Origin of the sequence: methanotrophic endosymbiont of Bathymodiolus puteoserpentis (Logatchev) (assembly GCF_900128525.1) — a bacterium.
Classification (GTDB): domain Bacteria; phylum Pseudomonadota; class Gammaproteobacteria; order Methylococcales; family Methylomonadaceae; genus Methyloprofundus.
In genome coordinates this window covers 1-22505 of sequence record NZ_FQTQ01000136.1, presented here as the reverse complement: position 1 = coordinate 22505, position 22505 = coordinate 1, and the positions used below count along the sequence as shown (strand labels likewise).

General features: G+C 40.0%; 23 protein-coding genes. 6 read left to right on the top strand and 17 right to left on the bottom strand.

The window, feature by feature from the left end; translation table 11 throughout:
• Nucleotides 1-2 precede the first annotated feature (2 nt).
• The 3 genes from BQ7314_RS11195 to BQ7314_RS11185 all read right to left on the bottom strand — a co-directional run bounded on the left by BQ7314_RS11195 (nt 3) and on the right by BQ7314_RS11185 (nt 2911).
• Nucleotides 3-854, bottom strand: coding sequence for a hypothetical protein (locus BQ7314_RS11195; protein ID WP_174483783.1), 852 nt, complete (start codon nt 852-854; stop codon nt 3-5).
• A 257-nt stretch (nt 855-1111) separates the two neighbouring features.
• Entirely contained in the window at nt 1112-2422 is a 1311-nt protein-coding gene (gene rimO / locus BQ7314_RS11190) for a 30S ribosomal protein S12 methylthiotransferase RimO (RefSeq protein WP_174483782.1), read from the bottom strand.
• Between the two features lie 114 nt (nt 2423-2536).
• A complete protein-coding gene (locus tag BQ7314_RS11185) occupies nt 2537-2911 on the bottom strand; it encodes a cupin domain-containing protein (protein ID WP_174483781.1) in 375 nt (124 codons plus the stop codon).
• An 81-nt stretch (nt 2912-2992) separates the two neighbouring features.
• Between BQ7314_RS11185 and BQ7314_RS11180 the strand changes: the two genes are divergently transcribed.
• Entirely contained in the window at nt 2993-3631 is a 639-nt protein-coding gene (locus BQ7314_RS11180) for an SRPBCC family protein (RefSeq protein ID WP_174483780.1), read from the top strand.
• A 146-nt stretch (nt 3632-3777) separates the two neighbouring features.
• On the opposite strand, the gene rnd is transcribed toward BQ7314_RS11180, so the two are convergent.
• From rnd to BQ7314_RS11160, 4 genes are read right to left on the bottom strand one after another with little or no spacing between them, the layout of a single operon-like run.
• Entirely contained in the window at nt 3778-4938 is a 1161-nt protein-coding gene (gene rnd / locus BQ7314_RS11175) for a ribonuclease D (protein ID WP_174483779.1), read from the bottom strand.
• 31 nt (nt 4939-4969) lie between these two features.
• Entirely contained in the window at nt 4970-5566 is a 597-nt protein-coding gene (locus BQ7314_RS11170) for a DbpA RNA binding domain-containing protein (protein WP_174483778.1), read from the bottom strand.
• Nucleotides 5553-6896 (bottom strand): peptidylprolyl isomerase, encoded by a 1344-nt coding sequence (locus BQ7314_RS11165; RefSeq protein WP_174483777.1) that lies wholly within the window; start codon nt 6894-6896, stop codon nt 5553-5555. Before BQ7314_RS11165 ends, BQ7314_RS11170 begins: the two co-directional genes overlap by 14 nt.
• 16 nt (nt 6897-6912) lie before the next feature.
• Nucleotides 6913-9324, bottom strand: coding sequence for an LPS-assembly protein LptD (locus BQ7314_RS11160; protein ID WP_174483776.1), 2412 nt, complete (start codon nt 9322-9324; stop codon nt 6913-6915).
• Between the two features lie 110 nt (nt 9325-9434).
• Between BQ7314_RS11160 and BQ7314_RS11155 the strand changes: the two genes are divergently transcribed.
• From BQ7314_RS11155 to BQ7314_RS11135, 5 genes are read left to right on the top strand one after another with little or no spacing between them, the layout of a single operon-like run.
• Nucleotides 9435-10442 carry an aminoglycoside phosphotransferase family protein gene (locus BQ7314_RS11155; protein WP_174483775.1) on the top strand — a complete coding sequence of 336 codons (1008 nt, stop codon included), beginning with the start codon at nt 9435-9437 and terminating at the stop codon, nt 10440-10442.
• Nucleotides 10439-11125, top strand: coding sequence for an N-acetylmuramate alpha-1-phosphate uridylyltransferase MurU (gene murU, locus BQ7314_RS11150; RefSeq protein ID WP_174483774.1), 687 nt, complete (start codon nt 10439-10441; stop codon nt 11123-11125). The genes BQ7314_RS11155 and murU overlap by 4 nt, the downstream gene beginning before the upstream one ends.
• Before the next feature lies 1 nt (nt 11126).
• Nucleotides 11127-11879: an ABC transporter permease gene (locus BQ7314_RS11145; protein WP_174483773.1), complete on the top strand. Its 753-nt coding sequence runs from the start codon at nt 11127-11129 to the stop codon at nt 11877-11879.
• Nucleotides 11876-12610 carry an ABC transporter ATP-binding protein gene (locus tag BQ7314_RS11140; protein ID WP_174483772.1) on the top strand — a complete coding sequence of 245 codons (735 nt, stop codon included), beginning with the start codon at nt 11876-11878 and terminating at the stop codon, nt 12608-12610. Before BQ7314_RS11145 ends, BQ7314_RS11140 begins: the two co-directional genes overlap by 4 nt.
• Before the next feature lie 49 nt (nt 12611-12659).
• The gene (locus BQ7314_RS11135; protein ID WP_174483771.1) at nt 12660-12890 is read left to right on the top strand and encodes a hypothetical protein; all 231 of its coding nucleotides are present in this window, start codon (nt 12660-12662) and stop codon (nt 12888-12890) included.
• A gap of 190 nt (nt 12891-13080) precedes the next feature.
• On the opposite strand, the gene flgK is transcribed toward BQ7314_RS11135, so the two are convergent.
• The 10 genes from flgK to flgB all read right to left on the bottom strand — a co-directional run bounded on the left by flgK (nt 13081) and on the right by flgB (nt 22282).
• The gene (flgK, locus tag BQ7314_RS11130; RefSeq protein WP_174483770.1) at nt 13081-14787 is read right to left on the bottom strand and encodes a flagellar hook-associated protein FlgK; all 1707 of its coding nucleotides are present in this window, start codon (nt 14785-14787) and stop codon (nt 13081-13083) included.
• Between the two features lie 3 nt (nt 14788-14790).
• Entirely contained in the window at nt 14791-15720 is a 930-nt protein-coding gene (flgJ, locus tag BQ7314_RS11125) for a flagellar assembly peptidoglycan hydrolase FlgJ (RefSeq protein WP_174483769.1), read from the bottom strand.
• Nucleotides 15721-15732: 12 nt separating this feature from the next.
• Nucleotides 15733-16848 (bottom strand): flagellar basal body P-ring protein FlgI, encoded by a 1116-nt coding sequence (locus tag BQ7314_RS11120; protein WP_174483768.1) that lies wholly within the window; start codon nt 16846-16848, stop codon nt 15733-15735.
• A 12-nt stretch (nt 16849-16860) separates the two neighbouring features.
• Nucleotides 16861-17532 carry a flagellar basal body L-ring protein FlgH gene (locus BQ7314_RS11115; RefSeq protein WP_174483767.1) on the bottom strand — a complete coding sequence of 224 codons (672 nt, stop codon included), beginning with the start codon at nt 17530-17532 and terminating at the stop codon, nt 16861-16863.
• Nucleotides 17533-17546: 14 nt separating this feature from the next.
• Nucleotides 17547-18335 (bottom strand): flagellar basal-body rod protein FlgG, encoded by a 789-nt coding sequence (gene flgG / locus BQ7314_RS11110; protein WP_174483766.1) that lies wholly within the window; start codon nt 18333-18335, stop codon nt 17547-17549.
• Nucleotides 18336-18657: 322 nt separating this feature from the next.
• A complete protein-coding gene (gene flgF, locus BQ7314_RS11105; RefSeq protein WP_174483765.1) occupies nt 18658-19401 on the bottom strand; it encodes a flagellar basal-body rod protein FlgF in 744 nt (247 codons plus the stop codon).
• Between the two features lie 31 nt (nt 19402-19432).
• On the bottom strand, nt 19433-20776 hold the full coding sequence (gene flgE / locus BQ7314_RS11100) for a flagellar hook protein FlgE (RefSeq protein WP_174483764.1): 1344 nt from the start codon (nt 20774-20776) through the stop codon (nt 19433-19435).
• A 12-nt stretch (nt 20777-20788) separates the two neighbouring features.
• Nucleotides 20789-21457, bottom strand: coding sequence for a flagellar hook assembly protein FlgD (locus BQ7314_RS11095; RefSeq protein WP_174483763.1), 669 nt, complete (start codon nt 21455-21457; stop codon nt 20789-20791).
• Nucleotides 21458-21467: 10 nt separating this feature from the next.
• Nucleotides 21468-21884 carry a flagellar basal body rod protein FlgC gene (gene flgC, locus BQ7314_RS11090; protein ID WP_174483762.1) on the bottom strand — a complete coding sequence of 139 codons (417 nt, stop codon included), beginning with the start codon at nt 21882-21884 and terminating at the stop codon, nt 21468-21470.
• A gap of 2 nt (nt 21885-21886) precedes the next feature.
• Nucleotides 21887-22282 carry a flagellar basal body rod protein FlgB gene (gene flgB / locus BQ7314_RS11085; RefSeq protein ID WP_174483761.1) on the bottom strand — a complete coding sequence of 132 codons (396 nt, stop codon included), beginning with the start codon at nt 22280-22282 and terminating at the stop codon, nt 21887-21889.
• Between the last annotated feature and the right edge of the window lie 223 nt (nt 22283-22505).

Sequence of the window (22505 nt, the reverse complement as noted above, 5' to 3'; positions counted from 1 at the left end):
CATTAATTAATTTTCGTAAACCCGCCTGTTTCTCCCTTTGTCCATACCTCTTGAGTAACAATATTAACAATCGAGTTGGCATCTGTTGCAAAACAATCATTAACCTGAGTACTCACTGAAGAGCTTTGAAGATGGGTTGTAACGGGGCCTGATAAAGGAATACCAGAGCCACTCAATGTATCTGTAATATCCAGGCAAATATCTGTATTAACGGTATAGTTAAGAAATTCAGTGGGGGCATGCATAATACATGTTTTATTATTGGCCATCTGCTGTTTCAGCATATTATCAACCCCAGGAAATGAAATACCTTCTAATTTAAAATTATTTATATTTGTTGCCGTTAAAACATGAATATTGGTTTCAACAGGTACACCACTCGCATCCGTTTCAGGATTTACATCACAAAAATTCGAGCTATCAGGCACCTTCACACATTGACCATTGGTTGTTATATTTACCGTATTCCCACTATAAGTGTAAACAAGGCCATCGGGTATAGAGCTTGTATTACAAATAGCAGATTTCGATTCTCCTGCCCCTGACAATTGACTATTTAACAATATTAAAACAGCATCCACCTTATCAACATATAAAGGAGAATTACCAAAAGCGCCTCCTAAAAGATAAACACCCGAGTCATCTTGATTAATACCTAAATAAGTGGCTGTTGCTGGATAAAAACGATACCGCCAAGGCGGTGATACTTGAGTTGGTTCATTTGAAGGGAAAAATGTTGCATACACTTTCTGTGCATTATCCATAAGCAATTCACTGTCACTAACAAGGTCAGCTTGTGCTGTTTGCATAGAAAATAATAAGGCTATCGCTAGGGGCGTATAAGCTAATTTCATGGTATATCTCCGATATATAATAAAGCACATTTAGAGGCTTTATTGATTAATACTTAGGAAGGATTGGCTAGCTTTATGACTGTTTTTGCAGCGATTAACTAAACTCTCTCACTCCTTATACTAAAAAATAGATGCGTTTTCAAGGTATCTATTGATACTGATATAAGTTATCAGCGTCCCTCATTTCCCAATTGATACATTTGTTAATTTTCAAAAAAAACATGAGCAAGCGACTCGTGCTATCAAATAATGACAAGTTACACTAACTTAGCCCAAACATCATAATCATCCGCTTCTTCAATTTCTACTATGACTATATCACCCACCTTCAGCTGAGTTGCGCCATCAATAAAAACCTGGCCATCAATTTCCGGTGCATCAGCCATACTTCTAGCAACCGCACCTTCATCAACGACCTCATCAATTAATACTTTTTCAATTCGACCCACTCGTCTTTGCAATCGTGCTGAGCTAATTTCTGCTTGGTGCGCCATAAAACGCGCTAAGCGCTCCTGTTTTACTTCTTCAGGCACTGAATCAGGAAGATCATTTGCTACTGCTCCCTTAACGGGTGAATAAGCAAAAGCACCCACTCTATCCAATTGAGCTTCCGTTAAGAAATCCAATAATTCTTGAAATTCTGCTTCAGTTTCTCCCGGAAAACCGACAATAAAAGTACTACGTAAAATAATATCTGGACACACGTCACGCCATGCTTTGATGCGTTCTAAATTATTTTGTGTTGCAGCCGGGCGCTTCATTAATTTCAAAATACGCGCATTGGCATGCTGAAAAGGAATATCCAGATAAGGTAATATTTTTCCTGCCGCCATTAATGGAATAACTTCATCAACATGAGGGTATGGGTAAACATAATGCATACGCACCCAAACACCTAACTCACCTAGTGCCTCAGCTAAATCATAAAAGCGCGTACGCACTTCTTTGCCCTGCCAATCATAAGCTTGGTATTTTAAATCTAAGCCATAAGCACTGGTATCTTGCGAAACAACTAATAATTCTTTAACACCTGAATCCGCTAAACGTTTGGCTTCCCACATTACTTCGTGCACTGGACGACTCACTAAGTCGCCACGCATAGACGGAATAATACAAAAGGTACAGCGGTGATTACAGCCTTCAGATATTTTTAAATAAGCATAGTGCTTAGGGGTTAATTTTATGCCTTGTGGCGGCACTAAACTGGTATAAGGGTCATGTAGTGGCGGCAAATGCTTATGCACCGCACTAACAACCTCTTCTAAAGCATGCGCACCTGTAATTTCTAATACTTGAGGGTGACGTGCTAAAATTTCATCTGCACGCGCACCTAAGCACCCAGTGACAATCACTTTACCATTCTTAGCGAGAGCCTCACCAATACTATCTAATGACTCCTCAACCGCTGAATCAATAAAACCGCAAGTATTAACCACGACCATATCCGCACCGTCATAATCAGGTGCCACTTCATAACCTTCAGAGCGTAATTTAGTCAAAATACGTTCACTATCAACTAATGCTTTTGGGCAGCCTAAGCTAATAAATCCTATTTTTGGAGTTTTCATAATGTTTTTTTGTAATACTATATGTAAATTTTGGCTATTATTTTAAGATGGGACACTCTGTCATTTCAGTGAGTTAGCTCATTGGGGCGCAGTGCTTTAGCCTGCTATTTTCCGCTATTGAAAGCAGGCTAAAGCACTGCGCCCCGTATTTTGTGTTGCCTTAAAATGTACTGCCAACCAAATACTATCTTTATCAGGGTGTGTCCAATCAACACGATGTTTGCAATGCGCAGGAATCAATAAATAATCGCCTGCTTGTAGTTTTTTAAATGCCTGTGGCTCAGAAAATTCTAATACTGCTTCACCTTGCAATAAAATAACCCACTCATCACTGGCTTGATCGTACCACTCATCTTTTGCGCTGGTCTGCCCTCGAGAAATAATCCTTTCTATCTGCACTTGTTCATTTTGCAATAAACAAGTAAATAACTCCTTAGGCAATTGAGCGGGAATATCTGCTAATATATTTTTTATCTTTACGGCTGTCATATCATGTATTGTTTAATACTATATTGGGTTTGACCAGCACATTACCCCCCTAAAAAGAACGATGCTAACAGCCACCTATCTATGATTATTTTAAAACCCTCTCTACTTACATTGCTTATCTTATTCAGCGCAGTACATAATTTAAAAGCCGAAGAGAGCGTATCGGCATGGGATTTGGTCAAAAATGAAAAAGGGATTAAAGTTTATACGCGCACTCTAGCGCATTCAGATTACAAAGAATTTAAGGGCATCATGACCTTAGAGACCAAGCTAGACACACTATTAAAATTTATTAATAATGCTGAACATTGCCCAGCTTGGCAATATAAATGCTTAAAAATGCTGATACTCAGCAATGGATACCTTTATAAACTCAGTGATTTACCCTGGCCGTTAAGTGATCGCTATACCGTTATGCGCTCTCAAGGGCACTTTGACCAAAAACACAACAGTTATACATTAAGTTTAAAAAATATTCCTCGCAATCAATTACCACAACATATTTTGCAACAATTACCAGCCGAACTAGACACTATTCAAATGCGTAGCTCTGATGGCTATTGGCATTTTCAGCTTAGCCATACAGCAGCAATCCGCATCACCCATCAAATGCATGGTGACCCAGCTGGATCACTACCTGCGAACTTAGCAAATCTAGGTGTAACGAATGCGGCTTATATAACATTGAGTAAATTAAGGGAACAAATTTTAGCGCAATAAATAACGATTAAGACCTAACTGTGTTGTTACATTCTATAGTAAAGTTTTTCTGACCATAAACCTTGTGACTCGAAAGACTCCTTCAAAATGACAAGCTAATAACCCCTAGTCATTGCACGCTTAAAACAGGTGGACTGAAGTCCACCCTACACTTCTTGAGCATGTAATGTTAAATCATTTTTATTGACTGAAATGGTAAATTGTCCCTGCAAAAGTCCCTGCAACTCTTTACCGACCATGCTATAACGCCAGCCATGCAGCAATAAACTGCCTGGCTCATCAAATAACAATGCTTCTAGGTCTTTGCGCGTAGCTAAAATAATAGGATTTAAAGCATTTTCTTCCGCTCGTAAGCGCACAACGGCACTTAAAACATCTAACACAGCTTCTTGCTTAACTGTTTTTTTAACACTATTTTCTTTCGCCTTTAACTTCAACCCCGGCTTACCTTGTGCCGCTTTAATTAAAGCACAGACCTGTTGACCAGAGCGCCTAACAAAACCATCGTTAATACTGCGTATTTCCGACAATTCTTTAATGTTAACTGGCTGTAATTTAGCCATATCCAAGATCAGCTCATCACGCAAGATCCAATTTTTAGGGCGATCATCTTTTTTAGCTACTTTCTCACGCCATTCCGCTAAAGCTTGAACAATAACGAGTTGCTTTCCCGTTAATTTATTTTTACCACGAATTTTCAGCCAAGCATTTGCTGGCGGTATATCGTATAAGTCAGGATTCATTAACTGCTCAAAATCTTCTTTTAGCCAGTTTTCTCGGCCTAGTTTTTGTAGCTGTTCCTCCATCATTTGATAAATCTTAGCCAAATAAATCACATCATCTGCCGCGTACTTCATCTGATCAGCAGATAAAGGTCGCTGACTCCAATCAGTACGCGTATGAATTTTGCTTAAGTTAATATTTAAAAAGCCCGAAACTAACATCGCATAACCTGGGTTTTCTTGAAGCCCCAACAAGGGAGCGACCAGCTGAGTATCGTAAACAGGTGCAGGTAATTTCCCAGTAAGCTGGTAAAAAATCTCTACATCTTGGCGACAAGAGTGTAAAACTTTAATAATATTTGGGTTATTAATAATTTCAAATAACTCACTCATCTGCCCTTCTAAAGCAATAGGATCAACACAGGCCACCCATTCTAGTGTCGCTATTTGTAATAAACAAAACTTTGGATAATAGGTTTTTTCACGCAAAAACTCAGTGTCAATAGCAAGCCATGGCTCATGCTGCATTTTTTGGCAAAGGATGTCTAGCTCTGTGACCGAATCTACAAACTGAATTTCACTCATACATTTTATTTATAATGATAATTAAAGAAGGTTAAACCTTATCTTGTCCCGAAGTCGGGGTTCTTTTATGCGCAGCAAGATAGTGCCTGCGCGTACCGCGTCGGTAATTTCTTTCTGCTTGGAATTTTTTACCAGCACCACTTAAACGTTTAATATCTAATGCTTGGCCATTTATCTCCAACCCCTTAAAGACCTGTAAGATATCTACGGGCATGCCTGGCGGCAAACTTAAAACTGTATAATTATCAAAAATATCAACATAGCCAATTTTTTTTCGCTCTACGCCAGCTTCTTCAACGATAAGGTCTTTTATAAGATTGACATTAACGTGGTGAACACACCCAGCCTCAATACGATAACGGACCATTTGCGCATTAAGTAATTCAAAAGCTTTTTGCTTTTCCATACTCAATTTACTCTGTTCAATATCGCTCAGTGTTGATTCAGGCTCATTAATAAATAATAAAGCTGCGGCTAAGTCGAGATAATCTAATTTTAAATGACGCGCACTGACCTCAATTAAAGCTTTGTTAGCGGTCAAATCTTCTTTAGCAATAATTCGTTTTAATTCTTTTTCTAATTTTAACTGCTTTTCCACTTGGGTATACACAAGCCTATTTTTTATCATTTAAAAAACCTAAACGAATATCAACATAAGACTCGTCACGCAAGCGCCTTAACCATAACTCGGTTTCTTCTTCTATTTTTCTTTTCCGAATCTCATCCCGTGCCTGATTAATCTTATGCTCTTCGCTATTATCCTTAGTACGACGCTCTAAAACTTGTATAAGGTGCCAACCAAACTGTGTTTGTACCGGCGCACTAAGTTCATTCAGTGCCAATTCAGACATTGCTTGCTCAAATGGCGGCACTAATAAGCCAGGCATAACCCAACCCAAATCCCCGCCTTTTAATGCCGAGCCTGTATCATCAGAGTTTGCTTGTGCTAGTGCTGCAAAATCATCTCCATCAGCAATTCGACCCGCTATTACAGCTAAACGCTTTTTAGCTTCGGCATCATTCACGATTTCATTGGTTTTAATTAAAATATGCCTAACATGCGTTTCCGTAATAATATGCGAATCCACTCCAGTACTATCTATTAACTTAAGAATATGAAAACCACCTGGACTACGAATAGGGTCCGAAATTTCACCTTTACGCATTGTCTTTAAGACATCAACAAACAATGTTGGCACTTGATTTAAAGTACGCCAGCCTAATTCTCCTCCGGTCAAAGCATTAACCCCATCAGACACACTCACGGCCATTTTTTTAAAATCACCGCCAGCACGCAATTGTTTGACTACACTAAGCGCTTCCGCTTCTTCTGCTTGTATTTCCGATGCAGATGCAGCCTCTGGAACAGCAATTAAAATATGCCCTAAAAAATACTTTACTTTCTGCTCTTCAGCGCTGATTTCAGTCTCTAAATAATGTCGGATTTCTTGCTCTGAAACTTTAATTCGGCGACCAATTTCATGACTACGCAACTGATTAACAAGAATTTCATGGCGTATACTTTCTTTAAAATCAGCAAAACTCATACCCTCTTTATTTATTTCTGTTCTAAACTCTTCTATGCTCATGCCATTTTGCTGCGCAATGGATGCAAGCGAGCTATTAACCATTTCATCGCTAACAGTAATACCCGATTTTTGTGCTAACTGACTTTGTAATTTATCAATCACTAGGCGTTCCAGCACTTGCTGGTATAAAATTTTTTGAGGCGGTAATTGCACATTATTGGCCTTTAACTTACTCACAATCGTGCTCACTTCTCGCACCAGCTCACTATCGAGAATAACATCATCCTCAACAACCGCAACGATACCATCTAAGTATTCGGCCGCTAAGCTCTGATGGCTTTGAACAAATATTAAGCAGCCTAAAAACAACGCTAAAATATATTGCGTAACTAAATGTTTAATTTTTATGGGGCTTCTTTTATGTAACATGTATTTATTATTTCAATTAATAATTTGGTTTTCTATACCCTGGGATATTTTCCAGTAAAAAGTTTTCTAATTTATCACCTAAACTCGTCAATCCTTTTAATTCAATCTGAAAATATACTGAACTTTGTGGCTTCACATCAGCGCTGGTGCTCAACATAAATTGACGGGCAATCACTCTAAATCGCCAGCAGCAGCTATCTTTCTCAATGCCATAAAAATACTCTAAAGTTTTATCGTTAAGAAATGAATACCGATACAAACCAATAATACTCCAACCATCATAAATAGGAATAATAGCAGAAGCTGTAATCTGCTCTTGAGCAGCTTGCGTAACCTGTTGCAAACGATAACGATATCCGATATTGAGAATCGTATTGTTCTTAATTCCATGATAACTTAAATCCGCACTTCCTCTCCTAATAGCATTCTCTTCGTAGCTCCATTGCATAGCAGAGTTAAATTTAATTTCATCGGTTATTTCACTGCTTAATTCGGTCACCAAATTAGACAGTAATTCAGAGTGTACCGCATTACCCAGCAAATTCACTTTCCTATCTTCAAAGTAAAAAATCTGACCGACAGTTAGTTTTAAGCGATTGCGTCCATTTTCAACCAACCGTGTCGTTAAAGCTGCGGTAATTTGATTGGTATTCTGAGTTTTATCGACGCCATTAAATATATTATCTCTAAATAATTGACTACTATTAAAATCATATAATGCAGTATCAAAATTAGGTATATCACTTTGATCGGTATATGGCACATATAAATAGAACAGGCGTGGCTCAATAGTATGCGTTAATGACTCAAAATCACGTTCAAAAAACAAGCCACTATCTACTGATACTATAGGTAGCGTCTTACTTGCATTGGTTGAATATTGTGCTGGGCCATCTCCTCCTAGCCAGTACTGGGTATGTTGTAAAGCGATTTTAGGTGTTATAAATCCTGCCTCGGAAATAAAAGGAAAACTAACCGAAGGTTTAAGGTTTAAACGCTGCCCCTCAGCTCTTCCATCGGAAAAATGACGCTGAAAAATAACATACTCACTATCCAGCGCCAATTTTATAGGCAGCTCATCAAAATCCTTAAACATATCCAATTTGACCTGCGGCAAACGCCGATAAGGTACAAGTTTATCATCTTGGTTTGGATCTATATTTTGGTAGTTTTCCGCTTTAGCCGTTAACGTCATCCAAGGCAAGGTATAAGCAATATTGGCATCACTAATTAAATAACGCGATCGATTCCCCATGCCAAGCGAACCATCTAAATCTGCAAAATAAGCATTATCAGAGACATAATTAGCATCCCAATCAAAACTTAATTCTTTAGATAGTTGCGTTTTATGTTGAAAGCTTCCTCCCCAGCGTAACGTCTTAGTTTGCTTATCTTCGGGCATCATTTCAACACTAATTTCACCTTGTGAGTCAGTCCACAGATAGCGAAAATCTGTCCCCATCATAAAGCCACGTGAACTCATATAGCGTGGCATTAATGTCAGGTCATAGTTTGGTGCTACATTCCAATAAAAAGGCAGCGTAACATCAACGCCATTACGCTGTGAATAGCCAACTGTTGGTGTTAATAACCCCGTTTTACGGCGATCATCAATGGCAAATGAGCCATAAGGAATATACATCACGGGAATATGTTTAAATTCTAGCCAGCCATGTTTTACTGAGGCTGTACCATCCTCATCATTAACTTTCATCCTAGAGGCATGCAAAATCCAATCTTGATTGCCCGGCTCACAAGCCGTATAAGTAACATCACTAAAACGGCTAAAAGTAGGGCTGTCACGATAAACAACATCAGCACTACCACGTATCGGAGAGACAGGCATAATATAAGCAACATCACGCAAAATAGACTTACCCTGATTTATATCCATTTTTACTGATGAGCCATATAAAGCCATGCCACCATCACTATAAATAACATCACCATATAAATCGAGTACACCAGAATCTTGATTATAATCTGCTTCATCTGCAAACACTCGCTGATCAGCACGCTCTAAACTAATATCACCCGAAAAATTAATCATTTTTTGGTCAAATATTGCACTTTGATCAGCAAAAATACTCATTGGTGTGCGCTCACGCTGGGCCTTATCAACGGTAAACAGCGGGCGAGCGCCTAATTTTAAACTACATACAGCCCACGGATCTTGATCAAACTGCTGCTGTAAACGCTTAAATAGCTGCTCTTGCGCTGTACTATAAGTATTACTAAACCAGCCTTTTTCTTGTGGCATAACACTATGCTTCACTTTAGGCTTAAATTTTGCCTGCTCAGGACTCACGCACTGCCACTGACCATTAGCCCTATTTCTTTTACAGTCCCAACCTGATTCATTCGCTTGCACAACAGCAAGCGAGCATAAAGCTGTACTCAAAAAAAATAGAAATATACGCGCTATCATGTACACCTTAAACTTAGAAATAAAAACTAAAAAGCCTACATTTATAGGCAAAATATCATAGAATAACAACCGACCATTTTACCTTACTTTTCCAGCCTCTTTATAAAAGAATGATAACGGCAAGCGATGATAGAGAAAAAGCCATTTTGCACTGGCTAACAAATGACTTAAATTTAAAGATTACGCAATTCAAGCCTGCTTCTAGCGATGCCAGTTTTAGGCGCTACTTTCGAGTACATCAGCAACAAGATACCTATATTGTTATGGATGCTCCGCCAGATAAAGAAGATACTGCGCCTTTTATCAAAGTTGCCCAGCTTTTTAGCCAAGCCCAAGTAAATGTGCCACAAATCATCCAAAAGAATACCGAACAAGGATTTTTGTTACTCGAAGACTTTGGTGCCGAATGCTTATTAGACTGTCTCAACAATAATACAGTCGATCATTTATATAAAGGTGCACTGGACAGCCTTTTTATGCTACAAACAAATGTAGATATAAAAACCTGCGCCTTACCACAATATAATGCTGATTTATTACAACGAGAACTCCACTTATTTTCTGATTGGTTTCTCAAGCAGCAATGCAAGTTGATACTCAACTCAGCCGAACAAGCCATACTAACCAAAAGCAATAAACTATTCATTGCCTCCGCATTACAACAAACGCAAGTCTGTGTACACCGAGATTATCACTCACGTAACTTAATGCATATCAGCATTGATAACCCTGGCATTATTGATTTCCAAGATGCTGTTATTGGCCCCATTACTTATGATGCCGTTTCTTTATTAAGAGATTGCTATATCAGTTGGTCTGATACGCAAATCGAAAACAGCCTAAAACCTTATTACCTAAAGCTCATTAAAGCACAATTAATTACCTGTGCTTATCCACAATTCAAACGTGACTTTGATTTAATGGGCATGCAACGCCACTTAAAAGCCATCGGCATTTTTTCTCGGCTCAATATTCGTGATAGCAAAAATGCTTACCTTAAAGATATTCCACGAACACTAAATTATGTCATCACTATCAGCGCTAACTATCCTGAGTTACAAGAATTTCATGATTTTCTAGTCAATAAAGCTTTACCTGCAAGCCAACACGTTTTATGAAAGCCATGATTTTAGCGGCAGGACGTGGTGAAAGAATGCGTCCATTGACTGACCACACGCCCAAACCCTTATTAAAAGTTGCAGGCAAGCCTCTTATTGAATATACAATAGAAGCTTTAGTAAGCGCAGGAGTCACTGAAATTATTATTAACCTTGCTCATTTAGGCGACCAACTAAAAACTTATTTAGGTGACGGCTCACAGTATCAAGCACATATTCAATACTCCGAAGAAGGTGAAACTGGCTTAGAAACAGCAGGCGGCATTAAAAATGCTTTGCCTTTGCTCGGCGACTCACCTTTTCTAGTCATAAATGGGGATATTTACTGCGACTTTCCTTTGCAAACTCTAGTGAATAAACCATTCGATTTAGCACACTTAGTTCTAGTCAATAATCCTAAGCACAATCCAAAAGGTGATTTTTCATTACACGACCACATCAAGGTCACGCTTGAAGGCGAAAATAAATTTACTTTTAGTGGCATAGGGCTTTATCATCCCGATTTATTTACTGAGCTTGAGCCTGGAAAATCTGCGCTTGCCCCCTTATTAAAAAAAGCCATGCAAAATCAGCGTATCAGCGGCGAGCACTATACGGGATTTTGGATGGATATAGGGTCGCCGAAACGCTTAGAAGACTTAAATCACTTGCTAGTAAACAATACCTTAAATAAAAATAGCTAAGATGGGCTTTATTTATCGCCGCTCAATATTAACCTTGCTTTCTATTAGCACTTTTTTAGCGCTATGGCAGGGGCTTGCCTGGTACTTAAATGCCGAAACCTTACCCTCGCCAGTCACCGTAGCCAAGGTATTGATAACGGAAATACAATCTGGGCAATTAAGCTATCATTTAAGTAAAACGCTATATCGCCTCTCTATTAGTTTTAGCATAGCAATGTTACTAGGCTGTGCCATTGGCATAGTCTTAGGTAGGCACCAAAAATTAAATACCTTTCTTGATAATTGGCTGGTCATTTTTCTCAACATCCCCGCCTTAGTGACTATTATTTTATGTTATGTCTGGTTTGGTCTAACAGAAACTGCCGCTATTCTTGCTGTGGTAATTAACAAACTACCCAATGTTATTGTCACTATCCGCGAAGGTGCGCGTTCCTTAGATACTGAATTATTAGATATGGCAAAATGTTACCGCTTTAGTAAAAGTAAAACATTACGCCATGTTATTTGGCCACAGCTACATCCTTTTGTGATGGCGGCAACACGTTCCGGTCTCGCTTTAATATGGAAGATTGTTTTAGTCGTGGAAATGCTCGGACGCAGTGATGGCATGGGTTATCAGCTCCATTTATTTTTCCAACTTTTTGATGTCGCTAGTATTTTGGCCTATACCGTTGCTTTTATTACCCTTATTCAAGGTATTGAGCTCCTGATACTCAGGCCACTAGATAAACATGCCCAAAGGTGGCGGCGATGAATAACCTGACTATAAATATCCTAGATAAGTCGTATACAACGCCAACTGACAAAAACAGTAAGCAGGTCATCAAAAATTTTCAATTAAACTTAGCTAATAATGAGTTTATTTGTTTAGTGGGCCCCTCTGGCTGTGGCAAGACGACATTACTCAATATCCTAGCCGGCTTAGATGAAACATTTAGCGGCAATATTGCACTTAGCGAAAGCCAAACACTCCCAAAGGTTGGCTACGTTTTTCAAAACCCTCGGCTATTACCGTGGCGCACCGTACAAGAAAATATTGAATTAGCCTCTGAAGCTAAAATAGAAACTTTAGATTTTTTACTCGAAAGCATGGGCTTAGCCACAGAAAAAAATACCTTTCCTGCACATTTATCGCTGGGCATGAGCCGGCGCGTTGCTATTATTAGAGCTTTTGCTATGGATCCTGACTTATTGCTCATGGATGAGCCTTTTGTATCATTAGACCCACCGACGGCACGTCAAGCACAGCAGTTATTGATTGATTTATGGTCTAAACGTCCACACAAAGTCCTGTTTGTCACTCATGATTTACGCGAAGCCATCACTTTAGCAGATCGTTTAATCTTTTTGCATAGCAACCCTATGTCAGTTATCAGAGAGATTCCTGTTTCTATTCCTAGAAGCGAAAGACAAAATGAAGTAAAAATTGAGCAATTTAGGCAGCAGTTATTTATTGATTATCCAGAAATAACTACGTTATTATAGCGCTTCTGCAACACTATACTTACAACCAACATATGGAGAACGAGCTTAGATGAAAACATCACTTATTATCGGCATTTTTACTGCCGCCCTCACCGTTATCCCTAACATCAGCTCAGCTAATAGCGATGACAATAGATACCCAGCCGCCAACTTCCAGCCTAAGGTTATTTATATTGATAAAGAAGCCGCTAAAGCGCCAGCTAAGATTTTCGGTGAAAAATCTGTTTTTGACCCAAAATACCCCGCTGCGAATTTTGTACCTAAAGTCATTTACCCTTAAATTTAGAAAAACCATACTGAGTTAATGGTAACTTCTCATTTTTAACAGGTACTAAGAAATGAAGCGCATCACATAAGTGATGCGCTTCCTATCGTCAGCACGTCCTACACTATGACGTGAGTGCCTCAAAGGCCTGAGAGGAATGAGAAGTTGCAATTAATGCTCTGTGGTTAAAATACCCATTCCTGATCTACCGCACTGCCCCAATCAAAGTATCAAACAAAGTACTTGCTGTAGAAATGGCCTGAGCTGCTGCCTGGTACGACTGCTGAAATTTAATTAAATTTGCGGCTTCTTCATCCAAGTTTACACCCGCAAGATTTTCTCTTGCTCCGGTTGCTCGATTTAATAAAGATTGCTGCGCATCAGCACTAATATTTGCCGCATGTGTCAAGCCGCCGACTTTAGCAATAATCTGACCATAAGACTCTTGGAAACTGGCTGTTCCGTTAAACATTCCAGTGCTATTTGCCAACCCTGCCAAGTTTAAAGCATTCCTATTATCGCCCGGCATAGCGCCGGCAACTAATGTTATACCATCCGCGTCCAAATTAGTTGCTGCGGCAATTTTTCTAGGATCTTCTATATTCATCGCTAGGTTACTGGCAGCCTGATAGGTTGGACGAATAAAAAATTGATCACCAGCCACCATAGCTCCTGCCGTTATTGTTAACGTAATTCCCGGCAGCACATCAGGACTTGTTGCCGTTAAAACCCCAGCAGTATTAGTTAAATTAATAGCGCTATCGTCACTTAGACGCGTTAAAGTATACACTCCAGCATTTAATTCCAATAAATAATCACTCGTATTCAGGTCCTCACTATTTGTACCAAAAGCAGCCGTCACTGTCGCCGTACCAAGATTAGCAGATGACGCTATTGCCGGCACTTCTGGTACACCAGTAAATTTAAAAAATGCCCCACCTAAAGCACCGTCTAAATCATACCCCGCCCCATGAATTGCATTAAAATCAATCGCAATTGCAGCTGCAACCGCCCCTAATTTTTGCTGCGCTGGATCCAATATTTCAGCTCTAAAGCGCAAATCTCCTGCAACCTTGCCCCCCTTAACCCGGTCGGTAATCATCTGCTCCTGCCCCTTTGCGTCTGTATAAGTCACATCCAATCGAGTCGGATCAAAGTCATTTGCTTTTATGCCTAAAGTAGCGGCCTGAGCATCCATGACTAAAGGTAAACCATTACTCATCAGCACACTCACCATGCCATTTGCTTGCGGTATAACAGAAACATCAACTAAATCTGCTAATTTATTTAAAAAATTATCGCGCTGATCTAATAAATCATTCGGCAACTGTTGGCCATTCGCTCGGCCAATATCCGTAGCAATTCTTTTATTTAACGCTGCAATCTCCACAGTATAAGAATTAGCCGTCTGCGTCATACTCTTTAAATCAGAATTCACCTGATCTTTAAGCTCATCAAAGCGATTACTAATCATGCCAAAACGATGCGTTAGGCTAGCTCCTTCCGTTAACATGACCTCACGCGCTGCTATTGAGCTTGGGTCATTAGCGACATCATTCACCGAGTTAAAAAAACTTTGCATAGCGGGATCCATTCCCGTTGTTGGATCCGCTAATAAATTATCTATTTGCGCCGCATAACTTTTAAAGCTATCCACCTCACCAAAAGCAGAGGTACTGGAGCGTAACTGACCGCTAATAAACTGATCATAACTACGTGTAATATTGCTAACTTGCACGCCCGTACCAATATAACCGCCACCTGAATACTCAGGTAACGAAGCCACTGACTCAACTCGCTGTCGGCTATAACCCTCGGTATTAGCATTGGCAATATTATTGCTGGTGGTTTCTATTGAGCGCTGAAATGCCATTAATCCCGAAACAGCTGTACCTAAAATCCCATTGGCCATGTCCTACTGCTCCTTCATATTCGCGGCCACGACATCAGCCCGCTGTACGCCAGAAAAGACATCATCATGATAAATCCGCATAACTTTATTAGCATAGGCAGGATCAGTTGCATACCCTGCTGATTGTAATTCACGCATATATTGTTCCGCGTTTTCCGTATGCTGCAACGCTTGTTGATAACGTGGATTTTCTTTTATAAATCGTACATAATCATTAAAGCTATCTTGATAGCTATCATAAGCTCTGAAATGTGCTTTTTCCTGCTTGGCAATACCATCAGAAAATCCCAATGTCTTCTTAGCTACCTGCTTACCCGCCCAATCTTTATGCGTTTTTATATTAAATAAATTAAAGCTACTCTGACCATCTGACATTTTTATAACACTTTGTCCCCAGCCAGTTTCCAGTGCTGCTTGGGCTAATAAAGTCTTAGCTTCAACGCCCAATTCTTGCGCTGCTTGTTGCGCAGGGACACTTAATATGCGTACAAAATCTTCTTTAGAGTTAATCTCTTCAATGCTTATTTTTTCTGTACTTGCTAATACCTGCATTGCCTTGTCTGGCTTATTGCTACTAACAGGTTGCGCTCTATATTCATTAATACCTAATATATTTATCGGATCATACTTTTTAGGACTGAGTTGCTGCTCAATAACAGCCGCAAGGCCGATCCCTGGATCGCCTGATAACTGTACAGAAAGTTGTTGATCATACATATCTTGAAAAAACTTACTTTGGTCATTATCCATAATGCCACCATCAGTCAATTTAGCAGCACGCATGCTTTTTAACACCATTCCTAAAAATACCGACTCGAATTGCTTGGCAACTTCTTTAATCGCTTCAGGTGTTTTCTGTTTTGCTTCCACCCTTAACTTAGCAAGCCCGTTAAAATCAGTATAAACATCTGCAGAATTGACATTACTTAGCATGACCTACTCCCTTTAAATAATAATGAGTTCCGCTCTTAAAGCCCCAGCTGATTTCAAAGCTTCTAAAATAGCAACTAAATCACTAGGAGAAGCGCCTACGTTATTGACTGCGCGCACAATTTCATCTAATGACACCCCCGGATTAAACATAAACATGCGATTATTCTCTTCAGTAATACCCACATCAGACTGAGGTGTCACCACGGTTCTTCCCGCCGCATCACCAAAGACAGCAGGATTAGGCTGACTAACCTGCAGGTTTTCGCTGACGGTCACTGTTAATGAGCCATGTGATACTGCCACCGGCTGAACTCGAACCATATTATTAATAACCACGGTCCCTGTTCTTGAATTAATGATAATTCTTGCTGGTGCATCATCGGGGTTCACCATAATGTTTTCCACCATGGAAACAAATGTAACACGCTGACCAATATCGACAGGCGCACTTACTCTCACAGAAGCCGCATCTGTAGCTTTAGCTGTCCCCTCACCTAATAAACGGTTAATGGCCTGAACCATACGATTAGCTGTTGTAAAATCTGAATTATGTAAACTAAAAGTGATCGTATTACCATCGGCAAAGGGACTAGGCACGCTCCGCTCCACCGTTGCACCATTCGCGATTCGACCAACAGAGGGATTATTAACGGTAATACTTGATCCATCTTGCCCCGAAGCCGATAAACCGCCAACGACTAAATTGCCTTGGGCAATAGCATATACCTGCCCATCGACTCCTTTTAAGGGTGCCATTAATAATGTCCCGCCACGCAAACTTTTCGCATCACCAATAGAAGAGACGGTAACATCAATCGTCTGACCTGGTTTCACAAAAGCGGGTAGATTGGCACTAATAGCAACGGCTGCAACATTCTTTACTTGAGGGTCTATACCTGCTGGAAAGTTAGTCCCTAAGCGGTTTAACATAGCCTGTACAGATTGCCCTGTAAACCTTGTTTTATCCCCTGTTTTATTTAATCCAACCACCAAGCCATAGCCGACTAATTGGTTATTTCTTACGCCATCTATATCGGCTAAATCTTTAATGCGCTCAGCAAAAGCAGAACAAATATTCACAAGGAGCAAAAAACTAAATAATATGATATTTATACTTATTTTATTCATGTCAGATGCCTATTAAAAAGGAAATAACCAAGAAAAGAAGCTCCTACTGATCCAGCCCATTCGACTCGCGTCAGCCACAGCACCATCGCCTGTATACATAATCGTGGCATCAGCAAGTTGACTAGAAGAAACGGTATTCGTAGCACTAATATCATTGGGTCTAATAATGCCAGACACCCTTAAATATTCATTACCTTGGTTGAGAGATACACGCTTCTCCCCTCGTACTTTTAAATTTCCATTAGGCAAAACTTCAACGACACTGACGCTAATACTACCCGTTAAACTATTACTTTGATTTGCTTGGCCATTCCCTAAAGCATTTCGCTTAGCGGTGATTTGATTCGTTAATGCATCACCCATCACAATACTCGGATCCATTCCATAAAGCTTTGGCACTGTCAGCGTTATATCCAGGTCTTTATTAACATTAATATCGGCCGACTTTTTTGCCTGCGTTCTTTCCGCTAAAGTAATCATCAGAATATCGCCTACCCGCCGCGCTATCTGAGATTCAAATAAGCGCATATCATAATTATTCTGATAAATCGAACCTGTTTTTTGTATAGGCGGCCTTAAATCCTCCGGACTTACTGGGGCAAATTCCGGGTCACGATCAGGCAAAGTTTCACAGCCTGTGAGGGCAAAAATTGCTGATAAAATACTTATTTTTAATAGTTTCATTACCTTAGCCAACCTTAAAGTTGTTGCGTAACATAAGAAAGCATCTCATCCGTGGTTGAAATCGCCTTTGAATTCATCTCATAAGCACGCTGCGTTTCAATCATATTAACCAGCTCTTCAACCACATTCACATTCGATGTTTCTAACGACCCTTGCTGCAATATTCCTAACTCATTTGTCCCCGGCGTTCCTACTGTCGGTGTTCCACTAGCGACAGACTCCCTGAATAAATTCTGACCAACAGGCTCTAATCCCGATGAATTAACAAAACTAACTGTTTCAATCTGGCCTATTTGAGAGGCTACAGGACTGCCTGGTTGTAGCACAGAAACGACGCCATCTGTACCAATCGTAATACTAATTGCATCAGAAGGAATGGTAATCGTGGGCTGTATCGGATTACCATTAGACGTTACCATTTGCCCTAATGAATCTAATTTTAATGAGCCATTACGCGTATAGTTAACATCTCCATTAGGCATAATAATTTGCAAAAACCCTCGCCCTTGTATAGAGACATCTAAAGAGTTTTCTGTTTGTACAATATTGCCTTGAGTGTGTAACTTTTCCGTGGCAACAACTCTAACGCCCGTACCAAGCTGTAAACCGGTGGGTAATTCTGTATTTTGAGAGGAACTTGCTCCGACTTGACGCACATTTTGATACAACAAATCCTCAAAGATAGGTCGAGATTTTTTAAAGCCCGTTGTATTTACGTTAGCTAAATTATTAGAAATAACAGCCATTCGTGTTTGTTGGGCATCCAAACCTGATTTTGCCACCCATAATGCTCTTTCAGTCATGATAAGCTCCTATTATTTGACGCTTACCTATACACAAGCACTTTATATGCCATATAAAGTAGTTTAAATAAAAATAGATTGTGTAGGTTGGATGAGATTTTTTATTGCGTCGCATTAAAAAACGAAATCCGACATAAAACCTTCGTCAATGTCGGATTTCGTTATCGTCGCTACGCTAGATAAGCTCATCCAACCTACGCATAATACTTTCACAGCCCCCATAGCACAAGAAGCACTCGTTTGTGTATGTGTGATGCGCTTCGTTCATCAGCACATCCTTTAGTATCTGTTAAAAATGAGCAGTTACATGGGCTTTTTAAATCTAACTCATTTGCATTAGTTTTGTTGCCGCTCCACTATTCTCATCTGCGGTTTTCATTACTTTAACTTGCAACTCATAATTTCTGGCTAACTCAATCATTTCCACCATGGCAGCCACTGCGCTAACATTACTCCCTTCTAGCGTGCCTTGAACTAAAGAAATATTAGCATCGGCAATGGGGGCATCAATACCCTCTTTTAAATGCATTAAGCCATCATTAAGCTTTTCCAAATCTTTATTATCAGGCTTAACCAGCTTAACCCTACCAACCACCAATAAGGTCGTTGCATCTGATCCCGTAGGAATAATACTAATAGTACCATCAGTTGCTATATCAATTTTATCTGCTTGAGGAATAACAATAGGACCGTTATCACCTATAACAGCATCCCCTGCTCCCGTCTGCAAAAAACCTTCAGGCGTTACGCGCAACTCCCCTGCACGAGTATAAGCTTCATTTCCAGTCTTATCTTGCACAGCAAGCCAACCACCACCATCAATCGCCACATCCAAATCGCGCCCAGTCCTCTGTAAAGCACCTGGTGTTAAATCAGTTCCCGGCCTTTCAGTCATCGCATAAACACGCGTTGGTTGACCAGGACCAAAAACTGGCATACTACGGAATTGCTCAAAATCAGATTTAAACCCTGTCGTCTGCGCATTCGCCAAATTATTGGCATTTGAGGTCTGAGCTAGCATCGTCTGCTTCGCGCCACTCATTGCGACAAATAAACTGCGATCCATGATAGCTCTCCCTTATGTCCAGCTATTAAAATTATGCATTTAATATAGTCTGCATAATGGTTTTTTCAGTCGTAATGGTTTGCGCATTCGCTTGATAAGCTTGCTGAGCAATAATTAAATGCACTAACTGCGCTGATAAATCAACATTTGAGCTTTCTAAAGCTCCCGATTGAATGCTCCCAAAACTCCCCGACTTTGGCTGTCCAGCAACCGCTTCTCCAGACTCAACGCTTTCTCGCCAAGCAGTATCACCTGTCTTAGTCAAGCCTTGAGGGTTTGCAAAGCGAGTTAATGCTATTTTACCTAAAATATCAGCCCCACCATTGCTAAAGTTAGCTGAAACAACACCTTCATCATTGATCGAAATTCCAGTCAAATTTCCCGCAGGAAGCCCATCTTGAGATAAATCTTGTACCGAGAAATTAGCACTATATTGCGTGGTCGTTGCGAAATCGAAATTAAAGTCTAAAGGCGCTACATTTAGAGTAGGATCAATATCGGTTGATGTAATAGCACCAAAATTTAATTTTCCAGGAGCAGCTCCATCTATAAGATTTAAAGCGCCATTTGCATCAAAATCAAGCTGCATAGGAACATGAGGCGTTCCTACTTCCGCCTTTACCGCTGGTACTGCTGGAGTAGCATTTGGATTGGGGTTAAAAGGTACGCCATCAACAAAGAAATAAGCATCCCATTGATTAGGTGTCGCAGGATTTTTAGAGACATAATACATGCTTGCAATATGTGAATTTCCTTGAGAATCATAAGTGGTCACCGAGGAGGTGTGATTGTATGATTTCGGATCGCTTGGATCTACCGGTACATCTGGAACAGTACCAAAATTTACCGGCGTAATCTCCGTAGCATTCAAATTAGTATTAATTAGAATCTCAGATGTCGCTTTTGGTGCTCCTTGCGAAGCATTAATTTTTAATGGCTGGAAAACCCCTTCACTAAAGCCTTCTTCGACAGTAGTCCCATTGGGCTTAAATGACTGTAAATAAGCCCCTTGATTATTGACTACGTAACCATCCTTATTTAATTTAAACTCACCACCGCGGCTAAATAATGTCGGCTTAGAGGCTGCAGGGTCCTCTGCTAATGAGAAAAAACCTTGCCCACTAATAGCCAAGTCCAAATTATTATTCGTAAAAGTCAAATTTCCTTGATTAAATTGCTGAGCAACATTAGCCACCTTTGCCCCTGCACCTGCTTGAGTTTTACTAACCCCTGTCACGCTAGCCGCATAAACATCCGCAAATTCAGTACGCGATTCTTTAAAGCCCGTTGTATTAGCATTCGCTATATTATTACCAGTAACTTGTAAATCTTTTGATGCGGCATTTAAGCCACTTAATGCTGTTGAAAAACCCATGATCGCTCCCCTTTAAAATACTTGTTTGACTTTACTGAATTCAACCGCACCCAGCTGCCCCAGATTTAGCACCACACCTTTTTGCGGATCACCTAAATCAATGCTCTCCACTTTTGCCGCCATAAAAGTTTCTAATCCGGTATTCTTACCACCAATTGTTGCCTCAGCCTCTACGCTGTAAACACCTGGAGGAGCATAACTTCCATCGTCTAAAAGCCCATCCCACTCAAATTTTTTCAGGCCTTCACTTTGGCTGCCTAAATTTAACGTTTTAACCACAACACCATTGGTATCTTTGATACTCACTGTCGCTTGATTGGTCGTGCCATTAAGTTTAATATTTCCCTCTAAAGGACTGCCTAACCCTAAGACACCTTTATCACTCGGTACTGATACCGACTTTCCGATTAAACCTGAAGCTTCAATCGACTGACTAGAAGTCATCGAACTAGCGAATGCTTGAAATGAATCATTTAAAGAACCGATCCCTTCAACCGTACTAAATTGCGCCATTTGTGCCAAAAAATCACCATTTTCCATCGGCTTAGTGGGGTCTTGATGAGTCAGTTGAGTTGTCATTAACTTTAAAAACTGCTCTTGACCCAGCTCTTGCTTTTTGGGTTTTATTGCATCTGCTGCAGATAATCCTAATTCTTTAATTGCATCAACACTAAATGTCATGACCTACCTCCTATTGACCCATTCTCAAAGTCTGTAAAATTAATTGTTTAGAAGTATTAAAAACTTCCACATTATTTTGATAAGACCTTGATGCGGACATCATATTCGCCATCTCCTCTACAGTATTGACATTTGGCTTAAAAATATACCCGGCATCATCTGCCATTGGGTGATTCGGGGCATACTCCATAATCCCTGGTGCTTGGCTTTCAACCACGCCTTTAATATCAACCCCTACTGCAGCACTATTTTTATCCATCACATTACTTAATTGTGCGGCAAAAACAGGTTGCCTAGACTTATAAACCTCATCCAAACTACTGCTAACACTATTGGCGTTAGCAATATTACTCGCCACTAAATTTAACCGCAGTGACTGAGCATTCATACCACTACCAGCAATATCAAAAACACTTAATGCAGACATAATTATTCTCCTCTAATAGCGCTCATCAAGCCTGAAAATTTACCATTTAAGAAAGTTAAACTGGCTTGATATTGCACCGAATTTTCAGCATATTTGGCTTGCTCAATATGATCTTCAACGGTATTACCATCTAAAGAAGCCTGGTGCGGGTTACGGTATAACAGTTCCGCGCCTAATTGCATGTTGCCTGCTTGCTGATGCCGGACATGGGTTCTTTCTAAAGAACGTCCATTACTCGGCATTTGATTTTTTAAAATACTTTGAAAATCTAGATCACGCGCTTTATAGTTAGGCGTATCGGCATTGGCTAAATTCGCCGCCAACACCTCACTACGTCGCTCACGCAAGGACAAGGCTTGCGGATGTACACCTAATGCATTTTCAAAACTAATCGCCATGACCCTTTCTCCTTTATTTATTATTTACAAAATAAAAAGCACAGTTCATGCCAAGTATTTTATACATTTAGAATCAAATACTTGTGATAAATAAATGTAACTTCTCATTATCCACAGGCAAATATTAAAAAATTGCTTTACAATATATTCTATGAACTCGCCTAAACCGAAACTGCCAGAGATAAATGAAGAAGATCGCACGCCGCTAGTGGATGTGCTGTTG